This is a genomic window from Mycobacterium sp. MUNTM1, from assembly GCF_054660795.1.
Map to the genome: position 1 here is coordinate 34,345 of NZ_BAAGDE010000038.1, position 26,211 is coordinate 60,555.

The window sequence follows — 26,211 nt, forward strand, 5'->3', positions numbered from 1 at the left end:
CGTCGCTGACGAGACGCCCCCGGGGGATGCCGAGAGGTTTCGGCCTCCCCCGGCGGTGGCCGTTCTCGTGCGGCAGAATCGCGGGGTATGAGTGACTTCGCGAAACTGAAACGGCAAGTCGTCCATCGCGTTCAACGGCTGGTGGTCAACCCGGTCGGCCGTCAGCTGCCGATGACCATGCTGGAAACCACCGGCCGCAAGAGCGGACAGCCCCGGCGCACCGCGGTGGGCGGGCGCGTCGTGGACAACCAGTTCTGGATGGTCTCCGAGCACGGCGAGCACTCGGACTACGTCCGCAACATCAAAGCCGACCCCGCCGTCCGCGTGCGGGTCGGCGGGCGGTGGCGCAACGGCACCGCGCACCTGCTGCCCGACGATGACGCCGTGCAGCGGCTGGGCAATCTGCCGCGACTGAACAGCGCGGTGGTGCGACTGATGGGCAGCGACCTGCTGACAATCCGCGTCGATCTGGACTGACGCGGTTTCCCGTGTTGGACCGCGGGATTAGGGTCGTCACATGGCCTACGACGAAGACCTGGCCAACCGGATTCGCGAACTGCTCGGCACCGAATCGGGCGTCGAGGAAAAGCGCATGTTCGGCGGTCTGGCGTTTCTGATCAACGGCAACATGTCGGTGGCCGCCAGCGGACAGGGCGGGCTGCTGGTGCGGGTGCCGCCGGAGCAAACCGACAAACTCGTCGAGCGTGCGCACGTCAGCCCGATGGTGATGGCCGGCCGGGAAGCGCGCGGCTGGTTGCGCGTTGACGCCGCCGGCGTGCACACCAAACGCCAGCTGAACAGTTGGGTCACCCGCGGAGTCGGTTACGCGCGCAGCCTGCCGCCCAAATAGCGCGTCCGTTTGTTCGCGCAGGGCGCGGGTACGCGGGTGCGTATGGACAACCGGGTGCGACGATTGCTCGACATGGCCGGCACGACCTATGCCGCCCAGGCGCGTATCACGATGAGCGACAAGCCGATGCCGCTGTTCCAGCTACTGGTGCTGTGCATGCTGGCCAGCAAGCCGATCGATGCGGACATCGCGATGGCCGCCGCGCGCGAACTGTTCAAAGCCGGCCTGCGGACACCGAAAGCCGTGCAGCAGGCGAACCGGCGGACCATGATCGACGCGTTCGGACGCGCGCACTACGTGCGTTACGACGAGAGCTCGGCGACTCGACTCGCCGATATGGCCCAGCGCGCTCGTGACGACTATGCCGGCGATCTGCGCCGGCTGGCCGAGCGCAGCCACCACGACCCGGCCGAGGCCAAGCGAATGCTCAAGCAATTCACGGGAATCGGCGACACCGGCGCCGACATCTACCTGCGTGAGGTTCAGGACGTGTGGACATGGGTGCGGCCGTACTTCGACGACCGCACAGCCGGCACCGCCAGGCAACTCGGATTGCCCGCCGAACCGAAGAAATTGGGATCGCTTGCGCCGCAAGATAACGCGCGACTGGCCGCCGCATTGGTCAGGGTGTCGCTGGACGATGATCTGCGCCAGCGGGTGACCGGCTGAGCGGCCCGTGACCATACGCATTGGCACCTCGGGGTGGTCGTACAACCACTGGGTGAATGTGCTGTACCCGACCGGAACGCCGTCGGGGCGCCGGCTCGCCCGCTACATCGAGGTGTTCGACACCGTCGAACTCAACGCGAGTTTCTACCGGTGGCCCCAGGATTCGACCTTCACCGGCTGGCGCCAACAGCTGCCGGAGGGCTTCACCATGTCGGTCAAGGCGCACCGCGGCCTGACGCACTACCGCCGGCTGGCCTCGCCCGACCCGTGGATCGAGCGATTCGAGCGATGTTGGAAGCTGCTGGGTGATCGGCACGGTGTGCTGCTTGTGCAGCTGCACCCCGAGCAGCAGCGCGACGACGCGCGCCTGGATTCCTTCCTGGCCCGCATGCCCGAATCGATCCGCGTCGCCGTCGAATTGCGTCATCCGTCATGGAACGATCCCGCCGTGTTCGACTTGCTGGAGCGACGGCGCGCCGCCTATGTGGTGATGAGCGGGCTCGGGCTGGAGTGCATCCCCCGGACGACGACCGACCTGGTGTACATCCGGATGCACGGCCCGGATCCGGACGCCAACTATGCCGGCTCGTATTCTCATGACGACCTCCGGCGCTGGGCCGATCGCATCGCCCAGTGGGACCGTGACGGCAGGGACGTGTGGATGTATTTCAACAACGACCTGGGTGGGCATGCGGTCCGCAACGCGCTCACCTTGCGCGACCTTTTGGGTTGAGCGCTCGCGAGTAGGCTGGAATCCTTCGAAAGAAGGGGGCGCCCCATGGCCAGCCCGACCAGCATCGTGATCGTCGGTGGCGGGCTCGCGGCGGCCAAAGCCGTAGAGGCATTGCGCGACAACAACTTCGATGGTCACATCGTGGTCTTCGCCGACGAGGAGCATCTGCCCTACGAGCGGCCCCCGCTGTCGAAGGAGTATCTGGCCGGCAAGAAGTCGCTGACCGATTTCACCGTGCGCAATTCCGACTGGTACCGGGACAATAACGTCGACCTACGGCTCAGCACCCGGGTGACCGACCTGGACACCTCCGCCCACACCGTGGGACTCGCCGACGGCACCACCGTGGGTTATGACAAGCTGCTGCTGGCGACCGGCTCGGCGTCGCGGCGCCCGCCGATACCGGGCTCGGACGCCGGCGGCGTGTATTACCTGCGCACCTATGAAGACGCGGTGGCATTGAATTCCGTTCTGACCGAAGGCGCATCGCTGGCCGTCGTGGGCGCCGGTTGGATCGGGCTGGAAGTGGCCGCCGGCGCTCGCCAGCGCGGCGTCGACGTCACCGTGGTCGAGGCGGCCAGCCAACCGCTGCTGGCCGCGCTCGGCGAAACCGTCGGCGAAGTGTTCGCCACCCTGCATCGTGAGCACGGTGTGGATCTGCGGCTGCAGACCCAGGTCGAAGAGATTACCAGGGCAGGCGGCGCGGCGACCGGTCTGCGGACCCGCGACGGGTCGACGATCGGGGCCGACGCGGTCCTGGTGGCCGTCGGCGCCAAGCCGAACACCGAACTCGCCGAACAGGCCGGGCTGTCGATGGGCGACGGCGGCGTGCTCGTCGATGCCTCGTTGCGCACCAGCGATCCGGACATCTTCGCCGTCGGCGACATCGCCGCCGCCAGCCACCCGCTCTTCGGCGCCCGGATCCGCACCGAGCACTGGGCCAACGCGCTCAAGCAGCCCGCGGTCGCGGTGGCCGGGATGCTGGGCACGCCAGGCGAATACGCGGAGCTGCCGTATTTCTTCACCGACCAATACGACCTCGGCATGGAATACGCCGGGCATGCCCCCGACTCCAAGCGGGTGGTGTTCCGGGGTGATGTCGCCGGCCGCGAGTTCGTCGCGTTCTGGCTCGACGGCGAGGACCGGGTGCTGGCCGGGATGAACGTCAATGTCTGGGACGTGCTCGACGACGTCAAAGCTCTGATTCGGGCCCAGGCCCCGGTCGACGTCGACAGCTTGTGCGATCCGCAGTCGTCGCTGGCAGGCCTGCTCGGCTGATCGCTACGCGCGGTCCGTCAATCGGGCACCCCGATCTCGTCGCAGATCGGGGGGATGATGATCAGGTTGCCACGAGGTGTGCAGAAGGGATGCGGAGGCGGCGGTGGCGGCGACGGTGGAGCTGTAAACACGGGGGCCGGAGTGTCCGCCGACACGAAGCTGTTCACCGGATTTCCGTGCGTGTCGACCATCCGCACATTGCCCTGGCCGAACGGAACCTCGTACCAGGTGTGGCACACACCCATGTCCCATTGGATGCCCCGGAACGGCAACCCTTGGCCGGGACACCAGTTGTGCGGCTGCGGAGAAAACGTATCGGCATGGGCCGAACCAGGTGACAACCCGAATAGGACCGCCGCGCCGCCCGATGCAAGCGCGCCGGCAATGGCCCTCGTTATTGAGTGGTGGTGTGACATGGCGTCGCGTCTTTTCCTAGACGGTTGGGGGCTTTCTCGGATCACTACACACGGCCGGGCGCGCTACCGATCCCAACAACCGCGACGGCGTCCAAGCGAATCAGACTGTCAGACAATGCGAGTCACTTCCCAAGGGACGCTGATCACGGCGTTCCCGAACACATGAAGGGAAACCCGCACGGCGGCTTCTGTGTCGCCTCCGGCGGGGGCGGATCATTCCCCTCCCAAACACTGGCGTCAACGTTTCCATGCCCCCAGAGGACGCCCCACCATGTGTGGCACTGTGACCTGTCCCAGTTAACGCCAAGCCCCTGTGACCCGCCCGGGCAGCCGTGACCGGTGGCCCCGCGAATTCCCATTCCATCTCCGGGGCAACACTTGTACGGCCCGGATGCGCCCGGCGGTACCGGCCCGTCTTCTGGCAAAAGGTCATGGATCGATGGCATGAATCCGCGGTCGGCTTGGGCGGTGCCCGCGGCCAGGCCTAAACCGGCCAGCGCGACGCCACCGGACAGCAGCGTCCCCGCGATGATCCTCTTCAGGTTGTGCTCGGTGTGCATCATGCGTGTCCTTCGTCATCCGGTGCTGGACCCGGCTGGAACAAATGCGGTCTTCGGGTGGCAGAACGGAACTCATCCCGGGCGGCCCGCCCGCGGCGCGTGGGTATTTGCAAGTGTGCGTCGGCGCGCGGGCGTGGTTGATGGGCAATCAGGCCCATCTTTTGGGCGCTCGGCGCCGACGGCGCCTGAAGTCTTGTCAGAGCCGCGATGCAGTTTGGCGCTGCAGCGCGCGGGCGGCCGCTTGGATGCGGTTGTCTACGCCAAGTTTGGCGAGGATCGCCGCGACATGGTGGGCGACGGTTCTGCGGCTGATGGTCAGTTCGGTGGCGATGTCGGCGTTGCTGTGGCCAGCGGCGATCAGGGTCAGTATTTCTCTTTCGCGGCGGGTTAGCCCGTCGGGGTCGGCGAGGATGTCGGCGCGGCGGCTGCGGCGGGTGGGCCCACGCAACTCGGCGAGGCGTTGCTGGGCGCGCCGTGCTGCAGCCCTGGCGCCGAGGCGGCTAAAGGTGGCCAGCGCCGATTGCACGGCGGCGATATCGCCGCCAAGTAGGGCGATGGCCGCCTCGTAGGGGCAGCCGCGCCGCAGCCATTCCTGGGCGGCGGCCTGCCAGTCGCCGCGGATCTCAAACTCGAACGGTGTGCGTGGGTCGCCGCCGCCGGCCACGGACCGGCCGCCGGCCAGATAAAGCCAGCGGTGCAGAGCTCCGACCAGCCAGGGGTCGCCGTGGGCATTGGTGGCGGCCAGCCCTGCGTGGGCTTCGCCGCGGCAGGCATCGTCATTACCTGCCAGCCAGGCCGCCTCGGCGCGCGCTGCCCACACCGAGAAGAATCGAAGGTGCTCCGTTTCGGCGCCGGCCAGGGCGTCATCAAGCAATCTGACGGCGGAGTCCTGGCCGCGCCGCGCATGGATCAGGGCGAGGATGAGCTGCGGCAGAATCCGGTTCACTGCGGCGAGGCCTGGCCGGGTGAGCAGATCTTCGGCAGCCGTGCGGGCGTGGTCCCAGTCGCCGCGATGCAGTCGCACCATCGCGTCGACCCCGACGACTAAGGCCTCGAAGGTGAACACGTTATGGTCACGGCAGTAGGCGAGCGAGTCGGTGATGTAGCGATCGGCGCGATCGATGTCGTGGTGCATCGCCGCCAGCAAGCAAACGAGAGTCGCCAGCAATCCGGCATGTTCGCCGCGAGTCTCGGTCGCCATCGCGTCACGCCACGCCGCTTCCAGCTGCTCCCAGCCGGTGTTGGTGGTGAGGATCTGAGCCGTCGCGGCAGCGGCGCGGGCCCGGATAACCAAGGCGTTATCACCGATGCGCGTTCCTAAGGCGATGGCTCGGGCGGCGTAGTCAACGGCGGCCGGGTCGAAACCCCAGCTCGCGAACTCGGCCAAGTTGGCCAGCGCCCAGCCCAGCTGCGGACTCGGTCCGGCGTCGTGCGCCAGCTCTAACGCGGCTCGTGCAGCATCGAAGGCCTCGCTGACGCGGCCCATCCCCCATAGCTCATGGGACATCCAGCGCAGATTCTCGCTTTGGCCGAGCGGATCGCCCAACGCGAGACGCCAGTGGATCGCCTCGCGCCACGACGACACCGCTGCCTCGGCGAGCCCGCACAGATAGCAGGTCAACGCGTGCTGCTCCATCCAGAGCACTTTTTGTTCGACCGGGACGCTATCGGCGTGGCGCAGCGTCAGCTCGTACAGCTCGGCGGCTTCCCGGTTCGCGCCAAGTACTGACGCCCGCTCGGCGGCCGCGGGCCCATAACGGATGACGGCGTCGGTATCCCTGGCCTGTTCGGCGTGAAACGCCAACGCCGCCAAGGTATCCGGGTCGATTGGTGGTTCGGCCAGTACCGCCAGTGCCCGTTTATGCAAAACTCGGCGCTGGTAGGTGGGGATCTGGTCGGAGGTGGCGCGGCGGGCCAGTTCGTGGCGGAAGTCGATGACGTCGTGCCCTTCGACCAGCACCCCGGCGTCGAGGCATTCGGCCAGTCCGACCCCGGCGGCGGCGCAGACCTTTTCCACCAGGGCAACAGCGGCGCGTGGGCCGCAGACCGCTACTGCGGCAGCGGTTTCGCGCGCGGCCGGCGACAGGCGGGCCAGCCGGCCGCGCACCGCTTCGGCGATGCTGCGTGGTAAGCCCTGCCGGGTCAGCGCGGGCGGGCCGGTGGCCAGCACCTCGGTGACGAAAAACGGGTTACCCCCGGTCAGTTCGTGTAGCTGCTCGGCGTTGACCCCGCTGCCGGTGGCCAGCTGTGCCACCGCATGACGGCTCAGCGGCTCGAGCCCGATGCGGCGCACCGCCGCGCATGTGGCCACGTCCCCCAGGGCGACCGAAAGCGGGTGCTGGCGGTCAAGTTCATCTTCGCGGTAGGACACCACCAGCAGCAGCGGCAGCGACTCGGTGCGCCGAGCCAGGAAGCGCAGCAGATCCAGGGTGGCGCCGTCGGCCCAATGGGCGTCTTCGATCACCCACACCCAGCTGTGCCCGTCGCGCAACATCGCCAGCAGCCGCCGGTAGAGCATGCCGGTGTCACCAGATTGGATCGCCGCGTCCAGCGCGCCGGCCGCCGCGGGACCCACCCCGGCCAACGCGTCGATCAGCGGCCCCAGCGGGCGCGGCGCGACCAGCGGATCACACCAGCCCCGCAGCACCCGCATCGACGAATCCAGGCCGGCTCCAAAGTGATCCAGCACCGCGGTCTTTCCGACCCCGGCCTCCCCCCGCAGCAAAACCAGACGCCCGGGCCCGCCGCGGGCAACCTGCCGCGCCACGTTGCCCAGCTCGGCAAGCACCGCCGAGCGCTCAAGCAAGCCCTCCACAGGCGCCCGCCTCGTTCCGACATGACCCACGGTGCCGTCTGTGCCGGGCGCTGAAAAATGGGCCCAATTGCCCATCAACCGTGCCGCCCCGCCGGCGCACACTACACACACGCGCCCCGGGCGGGCCGCCGCGGCCGCAGCAACCGCACATCCGGACATGATGCGGCTCTCACTGTAGCCGCGACACCGCCCGGACGCGTCCCGTTGCACAGCGTTCGGCGTCGCCGGCGCCGGGTCGGCAAACAGAAAGTGGGAGGAATCGGGATGCGAGTCAACGAGAGCCCGGCCGCGTCGCGCCAGTTCGTGGCATCCCCTGCATCCGTGTCCTCCACAATGAACGAATTGGCGACCGGGAAGCGAACTCTCAACGTCGCTTACGGCTTGGCGGTCGGCGTCGGTTTGGCGGCCGGAGTGGGCGTGGGTGCCCGCGCGGGCGTGGGCACGGGCGTCGCCGTCGGCCTGGGCGCGGGGGCTGCCGTCACCATGCTGGTCGCCGTGGTCTGGTTGGTCTACGCATGGTGCCGATCGCGCCGAGAGGTCCTCGTTGGCGCCACGACCGAAGGCCTGACCATCGATCGGTGGCCGCGTGATGTCTTTTCATTCGCCGATGCGACGCTGAGCCCATGGGCGAACATGGGTGTGGCGCTTCACCTTCGATCTGGATCTCGCCGCTTTGTTCTCGGCGGACGAGATCATCGCATTGCTTCCTCGACACGCCTCGAAGCGCCGCCTGTTCAAGCGGTCGACGCTTGGTTGTGGGACCCAGAATTCGATGAGCTTCTCGCCGTGGGCGGCCGTCAAAGTGGGGTGGATGCACGCGGGCCCGCACCGGAGGAGGCGACCCGGTGCCTGTTGTTTCCCAACCCGTATCTGGCCGAGCAGATGGGGTCGTTCGCCTTCCTGAAGCAACTAAGACTACAGCGATCACTCTCGCGACCGAGCCTGGTCCTTGACGTGGACAACGACGGGATCCGGGTGATCGACCCGAACGACACCGCACCGCGTGCCTCGGCTTCGCGTCCACAGGTAACCGCGACTCCGGCGATCTACCAACCGGATAGCGTCACCAGCGGCGACGCCAGCACCTACGACTACGCCGCGGTCCCCGGCCTGATCCTGAGTATTCCCGGTGTGCAGCCGGTGACCGTCGGATGTCTCGACCTGGTGGGGTCGCAATTCCGATTTTCGTGGCGGGGCAAAGGGTCTCGCTCGAGTGAACGGCCTGCCTATGTTGTCTCGGCGGCGGACTTGCTGACGCTCGCCGAGAAGTTCGGGCTGGCCCCGCATCTGGAAGACATGCGGCGGTCGCCTACCACCGAGACACCGGCAACACCACGCCGATCTCAGCAAACCGCTATCAGGAGGGACCACGGTGATACGACCCGGCCGAAGTAGCGATCGTCCTCGACTCCTCGCGATCCTGGGCTTGTTCGCCACTTCGCTGGCGCTGTTATCCATCGCGATATTCCTGGTATGGAATCGGCACTACGGTGTTCCCGCTCGAGTGACAGTCGACATCTGTTGGGACAACGGGGCGGATAGCGTCAACGTGCCCATCAATAACTGTTCGGCGCACGCAAGCGGTGCGCCGAAGGGGTCGGTGATCATCACCGGTGCCTCGTCTCCAGATGTCGGTCACGATGTCGAGGTCCACCGAACCGGTGGCTTTGTCGTCAAAGACACGTGGTGGGAACCGCTTGTCATCGCTGGCTTGGGTTGCGCTGCCGGCGTTAGCGCGGTCAGAGCCGTCGCGCGCCGCCGACGGCTCGCCCCAACCGCACAGAGCTGCGAGGCCAGTGGGGCATGCGAGCTTGACCGCATTGGCCACTCCGACCTGCCGCGCGACTAGCCGGCAGTGCGCTCGGGGTCGGGGCCGTCGGCGCTGCGCGGCACCGGGGCCCACGCCCCGTCGATGACATCGGGTGGGCATTGCACCTGCAGCCGTTCCCGCTCGGTGCGGCGGCGCTTGATCCGCAGCCGTGCATCGCCGGGCAGGGTGACCAATTCGTTGCAGGTCAAGTAGTACATGTCGTCGACGTCGTCGATCAGATCGGCCTCGACTCGCAGGGAACCCAAGGCGCGCAGCGTCATTCGGAGTTCGTGCGTGAACCGCATCGTGGTGTCGTGGGCCAACTCCCGGGAGCCGCGGGCGCTGGCGGGATGTTGGTCCGGCGCCGGCGCCGGCGACGGTGCGGGCACGGCGGCGGCGGCCGCGGCGGCGATCAGCAGCATCGTCGGGTCGTCGGCGAACGTCGTGCCGGCCAGCTCGGCCTCGCCCGGGCCGCGATGCCCGATCCGTGCGACGGCGGCATCCACGACGGCCGCGGTCCTCGGCGACAACGCGCGAATGCTCGCGAGGTTGCCCTCCTGCGCCAGCGCACACAACGGCGGGTCGGCCCGCAGCGCGGCCGCCAACCCGGCGATCTCCGCGGCGACCAGCCCGCTGTCGGTGATCATCCCCACCCCGGGGACGCTGCGATGCGCCTGGCTACGGACCGGCGTCGCGGCGCTGATGCCGGCGTCGATCAGCCACAGCGCGTTGAGGATCCAGCCCTGATGGATGCGGTCGCGTAACAGCCGGAGCCGGACTTCCAGTGCCGCCTCCGGCAGCAGCGCGAGTTGGCCGGCATCGAGGTGCTCCGCGGCCGCCGCGGCGCCGTAGGCGCGGGTGTCGGCCCGCAGATGGCGCAGCAGGGCCACCGACCGTCCCGCGGCCACCGCCTTGGCGACCGAACCGAGGGCGCCGCTCGCCAAGGCCGGCTCACCGAACGGCAGCGGATCCCCGACGTGGGGCCGGCCGACCAGGGCGTCGCGGGCGACGGCGTCCTCGTCCCAGCCGGGCAGCTGGGAGGCGGCAACCAGGTTGACGGATACCCCGACGTAGGGGCGGTGGCCGAACACCGCGATGGCCCTGCTGCCCCACTCCTCGTCGACCGTGCCGCCAAGCGCGAGCGCTTGACCCAGCACCCGGCTCGCGGCGCGCAGCCCGCTCAGCTGGACGTCGAGCGTTATCGGCGTGAGCGGCCCAGGCAGCGCCTGGTCGAGGGCGGAGCTGCTGAACACCGGGAACCGCGGATCGATCTGGTCGTCGAATTCGCCCTCGATGCCTTCCGGCGCCGCGCTGTGCGCGTCGTCGGCCGGCCGCCGGGCGTGCGCCAACACCTCGACCGGGAGCGCGAGCCGTCCGCCGTGGTTGATCGCGCCGCCGGTGTCGAGCCGGCGGCCGACGAGCCCACGCGCGGTGTCGGCCACCGCATCGAGCGCGTGCCAGCCGAATTCGAACGACCAATCCTCCTGTGCCGCAGCGAAAGTCATGTCCGGAATCAGTTGCGACCAGCTGCGCACCCGATGCAGCCGGGACCGCGGGTCGGTGCTTCGCAACATCCGCCAGGCGGTGATCAGGTTGACGGTGTCCGGGCTGGCGAGGTCCACCACGCCGGTGCGGTCGGTGTTGAGCGCCAGCACCAGAAAGCGCATCAGGTCGTCGAGATGAAGCACCCGCATGGGCTGGGCCGAGACCTTCGCGCGCACCACGGTGGCCACGGTGCGGCACACCATCCAGTCGAGCTGGCGACCGACCGGTGGCGCGATCCGGACGACGACGGTGGGTCCCCAGCTCGAGGACACCAGGTCTTCGGCGGGCCGATACAGCTGGGGACGGCCGGCGGCCTGCGACACGAACAGCAGCCGGGAACCCGCGCGGGCGGCCGCATCGGTCACCCGCGCGAGGCCGTCCATGTCCGCGCTGCCGGGGACGGACGGGTCGATCGGGGCCAGGTGGATCACCGCATCGGCTTCGTCGGTCAGCTCGCGCAGGACGCGGTCGCGCAGCGACGCGCAAACAAGTTCGACGTTGCCGTCCAGGCACGGATGGGGAAGTTCAGCAATCCCGGTGACCGTGTGCCCGGCAGCGATCAGCTGCCCAGCGACCAGCCGCCCGAGTGCGCCGGTGGCGTCGGTAACCAGGATGTGCACCTGGGCTCACCTCCCCCAACCCTCAGCACTCAACAATAGGCAAGTAGGCACTGGCTACGCGACCGTTAGTCCGATAACGGTTCGGTGACCGGCCGTGACGCCGGAGGCCGGGGCTACCGCAGCGTGGCGCTGCCGTCGGCGGCGACGGCAACCTTGGCGCCACCGATATCTTCCCGCACCGATGCCTGCGCCGCGGCGCGATCGGTGACGACGGCCAGAGCGCGCGACCCGTCGGGTGTACGCACGGCCAGAAAGGCCTTCTCGGGCTGGCCGTCGCGGTCGAAGGGGGTCGTCCAGGCCTCGATGGTGCCGACGCCTTCCCACTCGACCACCGCGTCCGTCGTCGGCTCCCGATCGACGGACGGTTGCGTGTCTTCCCAACGGAATTCGGCCGGCGGCTCGGTGCTGTAGACCCCGAAGCTGTGCTTGGTCAGGTAGCCGCCGTTGGCGGTGATCAGGCCGCGACGGCCCGGATTGGCAACCAGCAACTCCGCCATGGTGGCAATCGAATGCATCACGTAATTGCTCCACGGTCCGCCCGCGAACGTGAGCCCCCCGGTGACCGTCAGCGGCCGGGCGGGATCGTCGGTGCTCAACCCGAGCTCGGCCGCCGCCACCTGAACCGCCGAGGGAAAGCAGGAGTACAGGTCGACATAGTCGATGTCGTCGATGCCCAGGCCGGCCAGCTCCAGCGCCCGCGTACCGGCGATCCGGATGGCCGTCGACCGGTGCAGTTCGTGGCGCTCGGCGATGGACGCGGTGTCGTGGGCGTCGGTGCCCGCGTGCGGGTACACCCAGCGCTCGGCCGGGATCTTCAGCCGGGTCGCCTCCCCGACCGACGTCAGCACCAGCGCCGCGCCCTGGTCGACCATGTTGTTCGAGTTCATCAGCTTGGTGTAGGGCCAACTGATCATCCGGTTCTGCGGGCCCGGCTGGCTGATGTCGTCGGCGCTCGCCGGCTTGCGGATCCAGGCGTTCGGGTTGTCCACGGCCACGGCGTTGAACCGTGCCCACAGCGCCCCGATGCGTTTGCGGTGATCGTCGATCGACTCGCCGTTCGCGACCCGAAGTGCCTCCTCGAACATCGGATAGACGTAGGCCGGCCGGTCCAGGGAGATCCTGATCTCGGCGTCGCCGGCCATCGCGACGTCGTCGCCGCTGATCTCGGCCATCGGGACCGAGTGGTCCTGCTCGGTCCACACCAGCTTGCCGCCCTTGGCCCGCAGTCCCCGCCTGGTGCGCCAGGTTTCGGCCCCGGCCAACAGCACGACCTTGGCGTGGCCGCGCTGGATGTCCAGGCAGGCCTGGTTGACCAGCGACTGCGGCACGTTGCCGCCGACGGGGCTGTACAGCGTGCTGAAGCCCGACGCGCCGATCCGCTGGCCGAGCAGCAGGCCCGGGTCGCGGTACTGGGCCGACAGGATGTTCACGATGCGGATGGAGTCGACGGCCTCGATCACCGCGGCATCGGCGGCTTGCTCTGCCGCGGCCACCATCAGGTCCATCGGCTCGACCGACCGGGTTTGCGGGTCGATCTCGTCGCGATGGTTGACCTGGCCGAAGCCGATCAACACCGGGGTCCTCGGGTCGACGCTCATGGGAACGAATTTAGCGTGGCTATGGATTCACGTCGTCGGCCGGGACGGACAGCACGCCGTCGTCGATCAGCCGCTCGATGTCCGCCGGGTTCATGCCCAGCACGCTTCGGCAGATCTCGACGGTGTCCTGGCCGGGCAGCGGCGCCGGGGCCTGCCGCGCCGCCGGGATGTGGCGGTACGGCGCCGGGCCCGTCTCGGCCGGCAACGGGCTTTCGATCAGCGGATGCGTCATGGGGCTGTACACGTTTCGCGCGATCAGCTGTGGGTCCTCGAGCACGTCCGGCGGGCGGTTCATCGGCCCGGCCGGCACCCCGGCCGACTGCAGCAGCTCGGCCGCCCGCAGCGGCGTGCGCGTGCGGGTCCAGCCGGACACCAGCTCCACCAGCTCGCCGCGATGGTTCAGCCGCGCCTCTCCGGTGGCGAAGCGCGGATCGTCGGCCCATCCGATATGGTCGAAAACCGAAGCGGCGCGGCGCCATTCGTCATCGGAGCGGATCGAGATGACGCACCATTCGTCGTCGCCCGCGCAGGGGTAGACCGCATGCAGGCTGGTGTCCTCGCGGATCTGCGCGACACCGGCGGCCAGCGCGGCCTGAGTGACGTACAGCGTGTCGAGCTGATTGACCACGACTTCGGCCTGCGAGATGTGCACGTGGGCGCCCCGGCCGGCCCGGTTGCGGTGGATCAGCGCGGCCAGCGCGCCGACCGCCGTGACCCTCCCCACCACGTGGTCGGGGAAGACCGTCGTCGCGTCGTAGAACCCGTGCCTGCCGGTCGCGGCGTCGTCCTGCGCGCCGTCGGACGTCCACAGCCGGGTGACCCCGGTGGTGGCTCGGACCAGCGGGCCGTAGCCCAACCGCGCGCTCCACGGCCCGGTGTCGCCGAACGCGCTGCTTTCGGCCAGCACGATCCGCGGGTTGATCGCGCGCAGCCGATCGTAGGAAAAGCCCAGTGCCGTAAGGGTTCCCGGCTTGAAGTTGGCGAACACCGCGTCGGCCTCGGCCACCAGCCGGGCGAAGATCTTCTTGCCCTCGGGGCTGCGCAGATCCAGTCCCAGGCCCCGGTTGTTGCGGTGCGTCCAGGCGAACGACTCGCTCATGGCGTCGCCGGCCCGGGCCTGCCGCAACCCGTCCGGGTATTCGACGCTTTCGACCTTGATGACATCGGCGCCCAGGTCGCCGAACAGCCGGCTCAGCTCACCGCCGGCGACGATGATGCCCAGATCGAGGATCCGCAGCCCGGCAAACGGATAGTCGCCGAGCCGGCCCGACGACGACGGCACCACCGACGGATTGCCCCGCCAGTACGGTTCGTCGTGGCCGGCGGCCGGCACCGGCGTGCGGAAACCTTCGCGCCGGCCGTCGACGACGAAATATCCGGTCGGCACGCTGGTCCGCACGCCGGGCACGAGTTCGGCGTCGTTGATGGCACCCACCGCCTGAAAGTGTTCGGACCCCAGGATCCGCGCGGGCGTCAGCACCGCGGCGATCGGCACCCCGTTCGCCTGGCCGGCGGCCACCAGGTCCTTCATCGTCTGCCCGGCGAACAGCTCCCGGATGAGCTCGCTGATCTGCGGCCAGGCCGCGAACCGCGCACCGATCGCGTCGTATTTCGGGTCCTGGAACTCGTCGGGCTCCCCCAGCCAGCGCCGCAGGCCGCGCCACTGCCGCGGCGCCATCACGCACAGCCGGACGTAACCGTCCCGGCACGGGTAGATCGGGTAGGCGTCCTGGTTCTTCGGCCGGCCGCGCCACCGGCCGCTGCGACGGACCCCGGCGGCGGCCTGGCCGTGCGCGCCGAAGGCGGGATCGAGGGCCATGACGACGGCGTCGAACCAGGAGAAGTCTATGTAATCACCTGTGCCGCAGCGCAATCGGTTGTAATACGCCGCGAGTGCGGCCCAGGCCGCCTGAACCGCGGCGGTCGCGGACGCGATACCGTCCGGTGGCAGCACCGGGGTGCCGGTGGTGGGGCCGGACCGCGACAACGCGCCACACATCGCGTACAACACGGGATCGGTGGCACGCCACGATGACCGCGAGCCGGTCGCACCGAAGTCGGTGATCGACAGCACCACCAGGTGGGGATAGCGGGCCGCCAGCTCCTCGCCCGAGGTCCCGAACATGGCTCCGCGTTCGTCGGCGCCGGTGTCCACGACGATGTCGGCCTCGGCGGCCAGCCCCTGGAAGCGGTCGCAGTCCTCGTCGTCGAACGGGTCGAGCACCGCGCTGCGCTTGTTCGCATTGTGCATCGCGAACGCAATGCCGGCTCCGCGCAGCGTGGGCAGCGCATCGCGTCCCGGGGAACCGCCCGGCGGCTCCACCTTGAGGACGTCGGCGCCCAAGTCGGCGAACAGCCGGGTGACCGCGTCCGCGACGCCGCTCGACAAGTCGAGGACGCGCACGGCATCGAGCAATCCGTCGGCCATCTGGACACCGTACCTGCCTGGTCAGGCCGTTGCGCGGCGGGCGTTGTCGACGCAGGCCGGCCACCGCGGCGGCCAAAGTGCCGGGCGGGCAAGCTGATTCGGCGGGCGCGCCGGCGGCACCGGCGCAAGGTTCTCCCCGAACGTCGGCGTCGGCTATCGTCACAGGCCGATCCGCCCGGCCCTGTCCGTCGTCGCATGGAGGCATCACTATGACCGCGCACCTGAGCTACGTGGAGGCGGTGGTGGTCGGCGCGTTCCAAGGCGTCACCGAGCTGTTCCCGGTGTCCAGCCTGGGGCACGCGGTGCTGGTACCGGCACTGGTCGGCGGGCGATGGGCCCAGGACCTCAGCGTGTCCGCCCCCAAATCGCCGTACCTCGCGTTCATCGTGGGCCTGCATGTGGCCACCGCCGCCGCGCTGCTGGTCTTCTTCTGGCGCGACTGGGTGCGCATCCTGACTGGGTTCTTCACCTCGCTGCGGCATCGGCGGATCCAGACGCCCGACGAACGGCTCGCCTGGCTGATCGTGGCGGGCACCATCCCGGTGGGCCTGGCCGGGCTCTTGCTGGAACAGCTGTTCCGCACCACGCTCGGCAAGCCCGTCCCCGCGGCGGGCTTCCTGTTGGTCAACGGCATCGCACTGTATGTGGGCGAGGTGCTGCGCCGGCGCGTCGCGCCCGCACCGGATGAGGCCGCGCTGGCCGGCGGGGAGCTCGCACACGGCGACGAGGCCTCCGATCACCGGCTGGCCCAACTCCCGCTGCCCCGCGGCGTGGTGATCGGTGCGGCGCAGATCCTCGCGCTGCTACCCGGCATCAGCCGCTCGGGAATCACCATCGTGGCCGGACTGTGGCGGGGCCTGTCGCACGAAGACGCCGCCCGGTTCTCCTTTTTGCTCGCGACCCCGATCATCCTGGCCGCGGGCGTGTACAAGATCCCGGAACTCTTCGGCCCCCTCGGCGCGGGCATCGGCGGCCAGGTGCTGGCCGGCAGCGTCGCCTCATTCGTCTGCGCCTATCTCGCCGTGCGTTTCCTGACGCGGTATTTCGAGACCCGCACGCTGACGCCGTTCGCGATCTACTGCGCCCTGGCCGGCGGCGCCAGCCTGGTCTGGTTCGCCCTGAGCTGACCCGTCAAGCCGCCGGTCACCGGGGATTGTTGCGCGGGGCGACTTCGAGTGCTGTGCTTAGCCCGTTGTTGAGTTGACACCCGTCAAGAAACTGGAGGGGGCCGGAATGGCAGATACGGCGTCGATCGGCCTGAAGGGTGGCGGCCGGCTGAAAGGCAAGGTCGTCGTGATCACCGGAGGCGCCCGGGGCATCGGGCTGGCCACCGCCACCGCGCTGCACGGTCTGGGCGCCAAGGTCGCCATCGGCGACGTCGACGAGGTGCGGGTGAAGGAGTCGGGCGCCGACCTGGGACTCGACGTCTACGGCAAGCTCGACGTCACCGATCCGCACTCGTTCGCCGATTTCCTGGACGAGGTCGAGCGCCAGCTCGGCCCGATCGACGTGCTGATCAACAACGCCGGCATCATGCCCGTCGGCAAGATCGTCGACGAGCCGGACGCCGTCACCCGCCGGATCCTCGACATCAACGTCTACGGCGTCATCGTCGGCAGCAAGCTGGCGGCCCAGCGCATGGCGCCGCGCGGCAAGGGGCACGTCATCAACGTCGCCTCGCTGGCCGGTGAGCTCAACATCGTCGGGCTGTCCACCTACTGCGCCAGTAAGCACGCGGTGATCGGATTCACCGACTCGGCCCGGCTGGAGTACCACGACGCCGGCGTGAAGTTCTCGCTGGTCTTGCCGACGTTCGTCAACACCGAGCTGGTCGCCGGGACTCCCGGCATGAAGGGCTTCCGCAACGCCGAACCCGCCGAGATCGCTGACGCGATCGTCAACCTGGTGGCCCACCCCAAGCCGCGAGTGCGGATCACCAAGGCGGCCGGCGCCATGGTGGTGTCCCAGAGGTTCTGGCCGCGCCGAATCGCCGAGGGGCTCAACCGGATGCTGGGCGGCGATCACGTCTTCACCGACGACGTCGACGTCGCCAGGCGCCGGGCGTACGAGGCCCGCGCCCGCGGCGAAGAGTGATCGCGCGCGAGCATTCTTCACCGAAGGCGCGGACAATCGGGCGGGTGAGCCTAGAAACCCGAACCTCCGCGCCCACCGAAACTCCGCTCTCCGACGACGAACTCGCTCTGCTCGACAAGTATTGGCGCGCCGCCAACTATTTGTCCGTCGGGCAGATCTACCTCCTGGACAACCCGCTGCTCACCGAGCCGCTGACCACCGAGCACGTCAAACCGCGGTTGCTGGGGCACTGGGGCACGACGCCCGGGCTCAACCTGGTCTACGCCCACCTGAACCGGATCATCCGCAACCGCGACGCGGACGTCATCTACGTGACCGGGCCGGGTCACGGCGGCCCCGGCCTGGTCGCCAACGCCTACCTGGAAGGCACCTACAGCGAGGTGTACACCGGCATCGAGGAGGACGCCGAGGGGCTGCGCAAGCTGTTCCGTCAGTTCTCCTTCCCCGGCGGCATCCCCAGCCACGTCGCGGCGCAGACGCCGGGTTCCATCCACGAGGGCGGTGAACTCGGCTACGCGCTGGTGCACGCCTACGGCGCGGCCCTGGACAACCCGTACCTGGTGGTGGCCTGCGTCGTCGGCGACGGCGAGGCCGAAACCGGGCCGCTGGCCGCCAGCTGGCACTCCAACAAGTTCCTCAACCCGGTGACCGACGGCGCCGTGCTGCCCATCCTGGCGCTCAACGGCTACAAGATCGCCAACCCGACGGTGCTGGCCCGCATCCCGCACGACGAGCTGGAGTCGTTGTTGCGCGGCTACGGCTACCGGCCGATCACGGTCGCCGCGCATGAAGACCAGGACCCGGCCGACGTGCACCGGCAACTGGCCGCCGCGCTCGACGACGCCTTCGACGACATCGCGGCCATCCAGAGCGCGGCCCGCGGCGGCGGGCAGGCGCAGCGACCGGTGTGGCCGATGATCGTGCTGCGCACGCCCAAGGGTTGGACCGGGCCCAAGGTGGTGGACGGCAAGAAGGTCGAGGGCACCTGGCGCTCGCATCAGGTGCCGCTGTCCGAGACGCACACCAATCCCGAGCACCGCGCCCAGCTGGAGGACTGGTTGCGCAGCTACGCGCCCGAGCAGCTATTCGACGACAGCGGCAGGCTGCGTGACGAATTGCGGGCGCTGGCACCCCAAGGGGGCCGCCGGATGAGTGCCAACCCGCACGCCAACGGCGGGTTGTTGCTGCACGACCTGGATCTGCCGGACTTCCGCGACTACGCGGTGGCCGTCGAGCGGCCCGCGGCGGCCACACACGAGGCCACCCGCGTGTTGGGCGCGTTCCTGCGCGACGTGATCGCCCGCAACCGGGACCGCTTCCGCCTGATGGGGCCCGACGAGACGGCCTCCAATCGGCTCGACGCGGTCTACGGGTCGACCGACAAGGTGTGGCTTTCCCAGGTCGAGCCCGAGGACGAACACCTCGCCCCCGACGGCCGGGTGATGGAGGTGCTCTCCGAGCACCTGTGCCAGGGCTGGCTGGAGGGCTACCTGTTGACCGGGCGGCACGGGCTGTTCAACTGCTACGAAGCCTTCGTACACATCGTCGACTCGATGCTCAATCAGCACGCGAAATGGCTTGCCACCAGCCGGGAATTGCCGTGGCGCCGGCCGATCGCGTCGCTCAACTATTTGCTCAGCTCGCACGTGTGGCGCCAGGACCACAACGGCGCGTCCCACCAGGACCCGGGCTTCATCGACCTCGTCGCCAACAAGCGACCGGAGCTGACCCGCGTCTACCTGCCGCCGGACGGCAACACGCTGCTCTCGGTCGCCGATCACTGCCTGCGCAGCCGCGACTACATCAACGTCATCGTCGCCGGCAAGCAGCCCGCGCTGGCCTACCTCGACATGGACGCCGCGATCGCGCACTGCACCCGGGGCCTGGGCATCTGGCCGTGGGCGAGCACGGCCACCGAGGAGCCCGACGTGGTGCTGGCCTGCGCCGGCGACATCCCCACGCTGGAGACGCTGGCCGCCGCAGACATCCTGCGCCGCGAGCTGCCGGAGCTGGGCGTCCGGGTGATCAACGTCGTCGACCTGATGCGGCTGCAGCCGGACTCCGAGCACCCGCACGGCCTGCCAGACCGCGAGTTCGACGCGCTGTTCACCCGCGACAAACCGGTCATCTTCGCCTACCACGGGTATCCCTGGCTGATCCACCGGCTCACCTACAGCCGCACCAACCACGCCCACCTGCACGTACGCGGCTTCAAGGAGCGCGGCACCACGACGACGCCGTTCGACATGGTGATGCTCAACGATCTGGACCGCTTCCACCTGGTCATGGACGTCATCGATCGGGTGGACGGACTGGCCAGTCGGGCCGCCATGCTGCGGCAGCGGATGGTCGACGCCCGCCTCGCGGCGCGGATGTACACCCGCGAGCACGGCGAGGACGACCCGAAGATCGCCGGCTGGACCTGGACGGCTGAGTGACCTGACGCTGAGATTGCCGTGATGGCTGTGCTCAAGCGCGCATAACGACCGTGATGGCAATCTCGTCGGACTGTCGGGCCGTCGGGCGCCGGACCGTCGGGCGCCGGTAAACTGGTCGGATGCTTGACGCCACCGGGACAGCCGATCTCCATCCCGCGGTGTCCCAGCTCTCGGCGCTGCACCGATTCCGGATCCATCTCGACATCGCCGTCGTCGTCGTGGTGCTGGTGCTGACCAACCTGATCGCGCACTTCACCACCCCGTGGGCGAGCATCGCCACCGTCCCGGCCGCGGCCGTGGGGCTGGTCATATTGATGCGCTGGCGGGGCCTGGGCTGGGCGGATCTCGGCCTGGGCCGCGAGCACTGGAAGCCCGGCATGGGTTACGCGCTGGCGGCCGTGACCGTCGTCGCGTCGGTGATCGCGCTGGGCGTGCTGCTGCCGGAGACTCGGCCGCTGTTCATGAACAACCGCTACGCCACGATCTCCGGGGCGATGATCGCCTCGATGGTCGTCATCCCGCTACAGACCGTCATCCCCGAGGAACTGGCATTCCGGGGCGTCCTGCACGGCACGCTCAATCGGGCCTGGGGCTTTCGCGGCGTGGCGCTCGCGGGTTCGCTGTTGTTCGGGCTGTGGCACGTCGCGACGTCCTTCGGCTTGACCAGCAGCAACGTCGGCTTCACCCGGCTTTTCGGTGGCGGAATCGTGGGCATGATGGCCGGGGTGACCGGCGCTGTCCTTGCGACCGGGGCCGCCGGTTTCGTGTTCAGCTGGCTGCGCCGGCGCAGCGGCAGCCTGATCGCCCCCATCGCGTTGCACTGGTCGTTGAACGGGCTCGGCGCGCTGGCCGCCGCGCTGGTGTGGCACCTGTCCACCTGACGCCGGATCAGACCAGCAGCACCGCCGCCCCGGCGATGCGCCCCGCGCTCAGGTCGGCCAGCGCCCGATCCGCTTGCCCGAGCGAATATTCCGGCGTCGTCACCTGGATGTGGTGCTTACCCGCGAAGTCCAGGAAGGCCCGGGCGTCCGCCCGGGTGTTCGACGTGACCGACCGGACCTGGCGTTCCTGGAACAGGTGACGCTGGTAGTTCAGGGTCGGGATGTCGGACAGGTGAATCCCGGCGATGGACAAGGTGCCGCCGCGGTCCAGGGCTTCCAGTGCGGGCAGCACCAGTTCGCCCACCGGGGCAAACAGAATCGCGGCGTCCAGCGGCACCGGGGGCGGGTCGGCCGCACCCTGTGCCGACGCCGCGCCGAGCTCCAACGCCAGTTGCTGAGCCTGGGATCCGCGGGTCATCACGTGCACCTCGGCGCCCTGCGCCAGCGCCACCTGGGCGGTGATGTGCGCGCTGCCGCCGAAGCCGTAGAGGCCCAGGCGGCCACCCGGCGGCAGCTCGGCGCGCTGCAGCGAGCGGTAGCCGATGATGCCCGCACACAGCAAGGGGGCCAGCTCGCTGTCGCTGTAGCCACTCGGCAGCGGGTGGGCGAAAGCGGCAGGGACCGTGGCGAATTCGGCGTAGCCGCCGTCGGCGTCCCAGCCGGTATAGCGGGAGTCGGGGCACAGGTTTTCGTCGCCGCGACGGCAGTAGGTGCACACGCCGCAGGTGTGGCGCAGCCAGGCGATGCCCACCCGGTCCCCCACCCGGAATTCGTCGCCGGCCTGCTCACCCATCTTGATGACCTCGCCGACCACCTCGTGACCGGGAGTGACCCGCTCGCGATGCACGGGTAAGTCGCCTTCGGTGACGTGCAGGTCGGTGCGGCAGACGCCGCAGGCGCGCACCGCCACCAGCAGTTCGGCGGGCCCGGGTTGTGGCACCTGTGCGGTGACCTGCTCCAGCGGGCCGGTGTTCATCGGCCCGGGCCGGCGCACCCGCCAAGCGCGCATTGCCGTGGTGGTCACCGGTGGAAGCATCAATCCATCATGCCGCTAACCACCACGGCCGCAACGGGTTCAGCCGATTACGTCCTGCGCACCATGCCGACGACCCAGAGCAGGAGCAGGGCTCCGAGCAGGGCGGTGAAGAAGGTGAAGATGATGCCGCCACCCGCGGTGTTGACGAAGAAGCTCAGGATGAAGCCGCCGATCAGCGCGCCGACAATTCCGATGACGATGTCCATCAGGATGCCGGCCCCGCTGCCGCGGATGATCCGGCTGGCGATCGCGCCCGCCAGACCGCCGATGATGATGTAGCCGATCCAGCCGACGCTGGTCAGCGTCGACGAGCGGGCCAGATATTCGGTAGCAGCAATGACGTCCATGGAAGTCTCCTTGCAATCGCTGGCAAAGCCCAGCTATTTGCTGGGCCGTCATTTCGGTATACCCAGTTTGGGTCACGAAATGAGCGCCGAATCGGAGACGGTTGACCAGTCGGTTTCGGCTGTGAACGGGCCGTCGAGCGGCGCGATCAGGCCGAGAACGTCTGCTGCGGTGTGGGTATGGGCGGGGGGCTGACCTCGGAGGAGGCCGGCGCTCCGCCGGGAACCGGCGCGGGTGCCCCGGGCGCCGCCGGAGCAGCGGGCGCCGGCGCAGGCGCACCGGGGGCCGTCGCTGTTCCCGGCGCTCCCGGCGCCGCGGGGGCTCCCGGAGCCGCCGGCGGTCCCGCGGGCGGCGTCCACGCCTGGATCGACTCGGTCAGCGCCTTGGCCGCGCCGCGGTCCACCGGGTCGTTCGAGGTTCCGAGCCACACCACGAACCAGCGTTGGGCGGTCCCACCGTTGGCGGAACCGATGACGCCCGTCCAGATCTGGCCGTTCGGCTTGGACGCGTCGCTGAACTTGACTTCGTAGTACGACGCGCTGCCGGTGCTTCCGTTGCTCCCGTTGAGCGGGGTGGCGTCCTGGTTGATCCGGGTGCCGGGATAGGGCATGAAGAACTCACCCATGTCCGAGCCCAGCCGCACCGCGGCCTTGGCGTTGTTGGCTTCCGCGCTGGCGTAAAGCTTTTGGTCTAGGCGGCCCATCACGATGCGGGTGTCGTTGGCGACCGCTGGTGGCTGGTCGGGCATCGGCGGTGGGCCGGTGACCTTGCTCAGCAGCGCCGAGCCGTAATCGAGATGCGACGCGTCCGACTCCACCCAGCCCGCGGGCAGGACGTAGCTGAATCCCCCGACCGCGTTGGTGATCCGCCCGGCGTTCGGGTCAGCCGGGGGTGGTGGCGGCGCATTCGGGTCGACGGGCGGCGGCGGTGCCCCGTTCGGGTTGGCGGGCGGCGGGACGGCGTTGGGATCACCCGGTGCCGGTTGCCCATTCGGCGCCTGGGCCGCCGGCGGCGCGTTGGTCGCCGGCGCCCCGGGCGGGGCCGTGGCCGTAGTCGGCGGGACCGGGGTCGGCACCTCGGGATCGGCGCTGGAAGTCGCCGGCAACGCGATGGCGACTGCGCTGGCACCGGTCACCGTGGTGATCGCCAGCGTCGTCCACAGTCCTTTGCGACGGGTCGAGGTCGGATCCACCTGCTCCATGGCGACGAACCTACCGTGTTACCGCTGTGACGCAAGGATGCATTGCGGACTAATGCGGTGCGGATCTACCGATGTTGCCAATGTGCAATGTTCTGGGGGCATCGCGCCGCGCGCCCGCCGGCTCACCGCGCCGCCGGATACAGCGCCACCTCGTGGGCTTTGACCGAGAACCACACGCGGTCGCCGGGCGCCAATTGCAGTTCGGACGCGGCGTCGACGGTGATCTCCGCGGCGAGGCCCGGGGCACCGTCGGGTTGCTGCGCGGCGCGCACCCACACGGCCGCCCCGCGAACGTCCATCTCGGCCACCGTGACCTCAACGGTGTTGCGGGGGCTGCCGTGCGGGCGATCGCGGTAGACGGCGACCGCCGTCGGCGGGAACACCGCGATCGCATGCTGGTCCGGCGAGAACGCTTCGCCGCTCTCCGGCGGTGCGGCATGCCAGCGGTCGCCGGACGCCGCGCGCAGCGAACCGTCGCGGTCGACGGCCCCGTTCACCAGGTTGATGCCCGCGATGCGGGCCGCGAAGTGACTGCGGGGTGCGGTCAGAACCTCTGGCACCGGGCCGATTTCGGCGACCGTGCCGGATTCCAGCACCAGGACGCGATCGGCGAGGGTGAACACGTCCAGCAGGTCGTGGGTGACCAGAATCGCCGCGCAGCCGATGCGGGTGATGACCTTGCGCAACACCGCCCGGATCGCCGCGGCCGCGGCGACGTCGAGCCCGGCCAGCGGTTCGTCGAGCAGCAACACGTCGGGTTCGGCAGCCAGCGCGCGGGCGATCGCGACGCGTTGCGCCTGCCCGCCGGACAGCTGTCGCGGTTTCCGGTCGGCGAAGCGTTCGGCATCCACCTCGCGCAGCCAGCGCAGCGCGGTCGCCGCCTGGGCGGCGCGGGCCGGACGCCACCTCGCGCGCCGACTGTGCGGTCCGAAAGCGACGTTGGCCGCAACGCTCATGTGCGGGAACAGCAACGCGTCCTGTAGCAGCAGCCCAACCCGGCGGTCGTGCGTCGCCACATTTATCCCGGAGGCGGTGTCGGTCAGGACCCGCTCGCCCAGCCGCACCACGCCGTCGTCCGGGCGAAGAAGCCCCGCGATGACATGCAGGACGGTCGATTTGCCCGCGCCGTTGGGGCCGAGCACCGCGAGCACCTCACCCGCGGACACCGAGAATTCCACGTCCACATGCCGATCCGCGACGGCCGCGCGCAGCTGCAGTTCGCTCATGCTTGCCCGGTGCCGGTCAGCCGCCGCGTGCCGAGGCCCAGGACCACCAGGGCCGCCACCACCACCAACAGAATCGACAGCGCCACAGCGGCATCGGCGTCGGTCACCCGTTGCAGATAGATCTCCAGCGGCAGCGTGCGCGTCACCCCCTGCCGGGATCCCGCGAACGTCAGCGTCGCGCCGAATTCGCCCAGCGAGCGGGCGAAGGCCAGCACCGCGCCCGACACCAGGCCCGGCAACAGCAGCGGCAGGGTGACGCGCCACCAGACCACGCTCGGGCGCGCCCCCAGCGTCGCGGCCACCAGCTCGAAGTCGGCGCCGGCGGTGCGCGCGGCGCCCTCCAGCGAGATCACCAGAAACGGCAGCGATACGAAAGTCTGGGCCAGCACCACGGCGGTGGTGCTGAACGCGATGCTAACGCCGGCGGCTTCCAGATACCGGCCGAGCAGTCCGAGCCGGCCGAAGGCGTAGAGCAACGCGATTCCGCCCACCACCGGCGGCAGCACCAGCGGCAGCAGGATCAGCGGCCGCAGCAACCGGATCGCGCGTGCGGTGCTGCGCGCCAGCACCAGCGCCATCGGCACCCCCAACGCCAGGCACAGCACCGTGCTGGCGGCGGCGGTCTTCAGGCTCAGCAACAACGCCGTCCGCGACGACCGGCTGCTGATCAGCGACCCGAAATGCGGCCAGTCGACCTTGACCGCGATGGCCAGCAACGGCAGCACCACGAAGGCGGTGCCCACCGCCGCGGGGACATACACCCAGCGGGGCAGATCCGTCGGCCCGTGCATGGCGCGTCAGGGTTTCGCGAAGCCGGCCTGGGCCAGGATCTGCTGCCCGGTCGGCGAGGTCACCAGGTCGACGAACTTCTGCGCCTGCGCGGCGAGCGGCGCCTTCTTCAGCACGCCGATGGGATAGACGTTCACCGCGCCGGCGGCCTCCGGGAAGTTCACCGTGGTGACCTTGCCGCCGGCGACCTTGGCGTCGGTGACGTAGACCAGGGCGGCGTCGGCCTGGCCGCTGGTGACCTTATTGAGGGCGTCCGTCACGCTCAGTTCTTCGCTGACCGGGTTGAGTCGCACCCCGGTGCTGTCCTCGACGCGGTGGGTCGCCGCCCCGCACGGCACCGGCTGCTGGCAGGTCACCACGTTGAGGCCGGGCCTGGCCAGGTCGGCGAAGGAGCCGATCTTTTTCGGGTTGCCCGGCGCGGTGACGATGACCAGGGTGTTGGACGCGAAGTTCGTCGGGTTGCCGCTCAGCAGGCCGGCCTTGCTGACGGTGTCCATCTGGGCGGTGTCGGCCGAGGCGAACACGTCGGCCGTCGCGCCCTGCGTCAGCTGGGTCGCCAGGTCGGAGGAGCCGGCGAACTCGAAGTCGACGCCGACGCCGGGGTTCTGGTCCTTGAACCGCTGGCCGATCTGGGTGAACGACGGCTTGAGCGACGCCGCGGCGAACACCATGACCTTGCCGCCGGATGTCGACGAGGTCGGCGAAGACGGCGACTTCGAGCCGCACCCGATCGGGCCCGCCACCAGCACGGTCGAAACCACAGCGGCCAGGATCCCGATCCGACGCATGGATGCACCCTAGCTGTTCTTCACTGGCAGGTTGTGAACGCGTAGGCGGTCGATGGGTGTTTTTCCGCCGATGCCGGTGTGGGGTCGATGG

General features: G+C 69.3%; 21 protein-coding genes. 10 read left to right on the forward strand and 11 right to left on the reverse strand.

What is annotated here, in order from left to right:
• Nucleotides 1-87: 87 nt before the first annotated feature.
• Genes ACYQ8K_RS20345 through ACYQ8K_RS20365 form a run of 5 tightly spaced genes read left to right on the forward strand, consistent with a single transcriptional unit; the run spans nucleotide 88 to nucleotide 3,530 of the window.
• The gene (locus ACYQ8K_RS20345) at nucleotides 88-477 is read left to right on the forward strand and encodes a nitroreductase family deazaflavin-dependent oxidoreductase (protein ID WP_448293165.1); all 390 of its coding nucleotides are present in this window, start codon (nucleotides 88-90) and stop codon (nucleotides 475-477) included.
• Between the two features lie 40 nt (nucleotides 478-517).
• Nucleotides 518-850, forward strand: coding sequence for a TfoX/Sxy family protein (locus ACYQ8K_RS20350; protein WP_459971793.1), 333 nt, complete (start codon nucleotides 518-520; stop codon nucleotides 848-850).
• A 42-nt stretch (nucleotides 851-892) separates the two neighbouring features.
• Entirely contained in the window at nucleotides 893-1,519 is a 627-nt protein-coding gene (locus ACYQ8K_RS20355) for an endonuclease (protein WP_459971795.1), read from the forward strand.
• Between the two features lie 7 nt (nucleotides 1,520-1,526).
• A complete protein-coding gene (locus tag ACYQ8K_RS20360; RefSeq protein ID WP_459971797.1) occupies nucleotides 1,527-2,252 on the forward strand; it encodes a DUF72 domain-containing protein in 726 nt (241 codons plus the stop codon).
• 45 nt (nucleotides 2,253-2,297) lie between these two features.
• A complete protein-coding gene (locus ACYQ8K_RS20365; RefSeq protein WP_459971799.1) occupies nucleotides 2,298-3,530 on the forward strand; it encodes an NAD(P)/FAD-dependent oxidoreductase in 1,233 nt (410 codons plus the stop codon).
• 17 nt (nucleotides 3,531-3,547) lie between these two features.
• Here the strand turns inward: ACYQ8K_RS20365 and ACYQ8K_RS20370 are convergent, their stop codons facing one another.
• Nucleotides 3,548-3,775: a hypothetical protein gene (locus ACYQ8K_RS20370; protein WP_459971800.1), complete on the reverse strand. Its 228-nt coding sequence runs from the start codon at nucleotides 3,773-3,775 to the stop codon at nucleotides 3,548-3,550.
• Nucleotides 3,776-4,702: 927 nt separating this feature from the next.
• Nucleotides 4,703-7,321, reverse strand: coding sequence for an ATP-binding protein (locus tag ACYQ8K_RS20375; RefSeq protein ID WP_459971802.1), 2,619 nt, complete (start codon nucleotides 7,319-7,321; stop codon nucleotides 4,703-4,705).
• A 264-nt stretch (nucleotides 7,322-7,585) separates the two neighbouring features.
• On the opposite strand from ACYQ8K_RS20375, the gene ACYQ8K_RS20380 reads away from it, so the two are divergent.
• On the forward strand, nucleotides 7,586-8,716 hold the full coding sequence (locus ACYQ8K_RS20380) for a hypothetical protein (RefSeq protein WP_459971803.1): 1,131 nt from the start codon (nucleotides 7,586-7,588) through the stop codon (nucleotides 8,714-8,716).
• Nucleotides 8,717-9,166: 450 nt separating this feature from the next.
• Here ACYQ8K_RS20380 and ACYQ8K_RS20385 read toward each other — a convergent pair whose 3' ends face one another.
• From ACYQ8K_RS20385 to ACYQ8K_RS20395, 3 genes are all read right to left on the reverse strand, one after another.
• On the reverse strand, nucleotides 9,167-11,296 hold the full coding sequence (locus tag ACYQ8K_RS20385; protein ID WP_459971805.1) for an NAD-dependent epimerase/dehydratase family protein: 2,130 nt from the start codon (nucleotides 11,294-11,296) through the stop codon (nucleotides 9,167-9,169).
• Between the two features lie 113 nt (nucleotides 11,297-11,409).
• Nucleotides 11,410-12,894 carry an acetyl-CoA acetyltransferase gene (locus tag ACYQ8K_RS20390; RefSeq protein WP_459971807.1) on the reverse strand — a complete coding sequence of 495 codons (1,485 nt, stop codon included), beginning with the start codon at nucleotides 12,892-12,894 and terminating at the stop codon, nucleotides 11,410-11,412.
• Between the two features lie 19 nt (nucleotides 12,895-12,913).
• Nucleotides 12,914-15,322: a CaiB/BaiF CoA-transferase family protein gene (locus tag ACYQ8K_RS20395; protein ID WP_459971809.1), complete on the reverse strand. Its 2,409-nt coding sequence runs from the start codon at nucleotides 15,320-15,322 to the stop codon at nucleotides 12,914-12,916.
• A 209-nt stretch (nucleotides 15,323-15,531) separates the two neighbouring features.
• Between ACYQ8K_RS20395 and ACYQ8K_RS20400 the strand changes: the two genes are divergently transcribed.
• From ACYQ8K_RS20400 to ACYQ8K_RS20415, 4 genes are all read left to right on the forward strand, one after another.
• On the forward strand, nucleotides 15,532-16,449 hold the full coding sequence (locus tag ACYQ8K_RS20400) for an undecaprenyl-diphosphate phosphatase (RefSeq protein ID WP_459971811.1): 918 nt from the start codon (nucleotides 15,532-15,534) through the stop codon (nucleotides 16,447-16,449).
• A 106-nt stretch (nucleotides 16,450-16,555) separates the two neighbouring features.
• On the forward strand, nucleotides 16,556-17,416 hold the full coding sequence (locus ACYQ8K_RS20405) for an SDR family oxidoreductase (protein ID WP_459971814.1): 861 nt from the start codon (nucleotides 16,556-16,558) through the stop codon (nucleotides 17,414-17,416).
• A gap of 44 nt (nucleotides 17,417-17,460) precedes the next feature.
• On the forward strand, nucleotides 17,461-19,854 hold the full coding sequence (locus ACYQ8K_RS20410) for a phosphoketolase family protein (protein ID WP_459971816.1): 2,394 nt from the start codon (nucleotides 17,461-17,463) through the stop codon (nucleotides 19,852-19,854).
• A gap of 119 nt (nucleotides 19,855-19,973) precedes the next feature.
• Nucleotides 19,974-20,735 carry a CPBP family intramembrane glutamic endopeptidase gene (locus ACYQ8K_RS20415; protein WP_459971818.1) on the forward strand — a complete coding sequence of 254 codons (762 nt, stop codon included), beginning with the start codon at nucleotides 19,974-19,976 and terminating at the stop codon, nucleotides 20,733-20,735.
• Nucleotides 20,736-20,742: 7 nt separating this feature from the next.
• Here the strand turns inward: ACYQ8K_RS20415 and ACYQ8K_RS20420 are convergent, their stop codons facing one another.
• From ACYQ8K_RS20420 to modA, 6 genes are all read right to left on the reverse strand, one after another.
• Nucleotides 20,743-21,771, reverse strand: a complete 1,029-nt coding sequence (locus ACYQ8K_RS20420) for a zinc-binding alcohol dehydrogenase family protein (RefSeq protein WP_459971820.1) — start codon at nucleotides 21,769-21,771, stop codon at nucleotides 20,743-20,745.
• Nucleotides 21,772-21,818: 47 nt separating this feature from the next.
• Nucleotides 21,819-22,118: a GlsB/YeaQ/YmgE family stress response membrane protein gene (locus ACYQ8K_RS20425; protein ID WP_459971822.1), complete on the reverse strand. Its 300-nt coding sequence runs from the start codon at nucleotides 22,116-22,118 to the stop codon at nucleotides 21,819-21,821.
• 146 nt (nucleotides 22,119-22,264) lie between these two features.
• The gene (locus ACYQ8K_RS20430) at nucleotides 22,265-23,317 is read right to left on the reverse strand and encodes an alanine and proline-rich secreted protein Apa (RefSeq protein WP_459971823.1); all 1,053 of its coding nucleotides are present in this window, start codon (nucleotides 23,315-23,317) and stop codon (nucleotides 22,265-22,267) included.
• A gap of 122 nt (nucleotides 23,318-23,439) precedes the next feature.
• Nucleotides 23,440-24,543, reverse strand: coding sequence for a sulfate/molybdate ABC transporter ATP-binding protein (locus ACYQ8K_RS20435; RefSeq protein WP_459971825.1), 1,104 nt, complete (start codon nucleotides 24,541-24,543; stop codon nucleotides 23,440-23,442).
• Nucleotides 24,540-25,334, reverse strand: coding sequence for an ABC transporter permease (locus tag ACYQ8K_RS20440; protein ID WP_459971827.1), 795 nt, complete (start codon nucleotides 25,332-25,334; stop codon nucleotides 24,540-24,542). The genes ACYQ8K_RS20435 and ACYQ8K_RS20440 overlap by 4 nt, the downstream gene beginning before the upstream one ends.
• Nucleotides 25,335-25,340: 6 nt before the next feature.
• Nucleotides 25,341-26,120: a molybdate ABC transporter substrate-binding protein gene (modA, locus tag ACYQ8K_RS20445; RefSeq protein WP_459971829.1), complete on the reverse strand. Its 780-nt coding sequence runs from the start codon at nucleotides 26,118-26,120 to the stop codon at nucleotides 25,341-25,343.
• Nucleotides 26,121-26,211 lie beyond the last annotated feature (91 nt).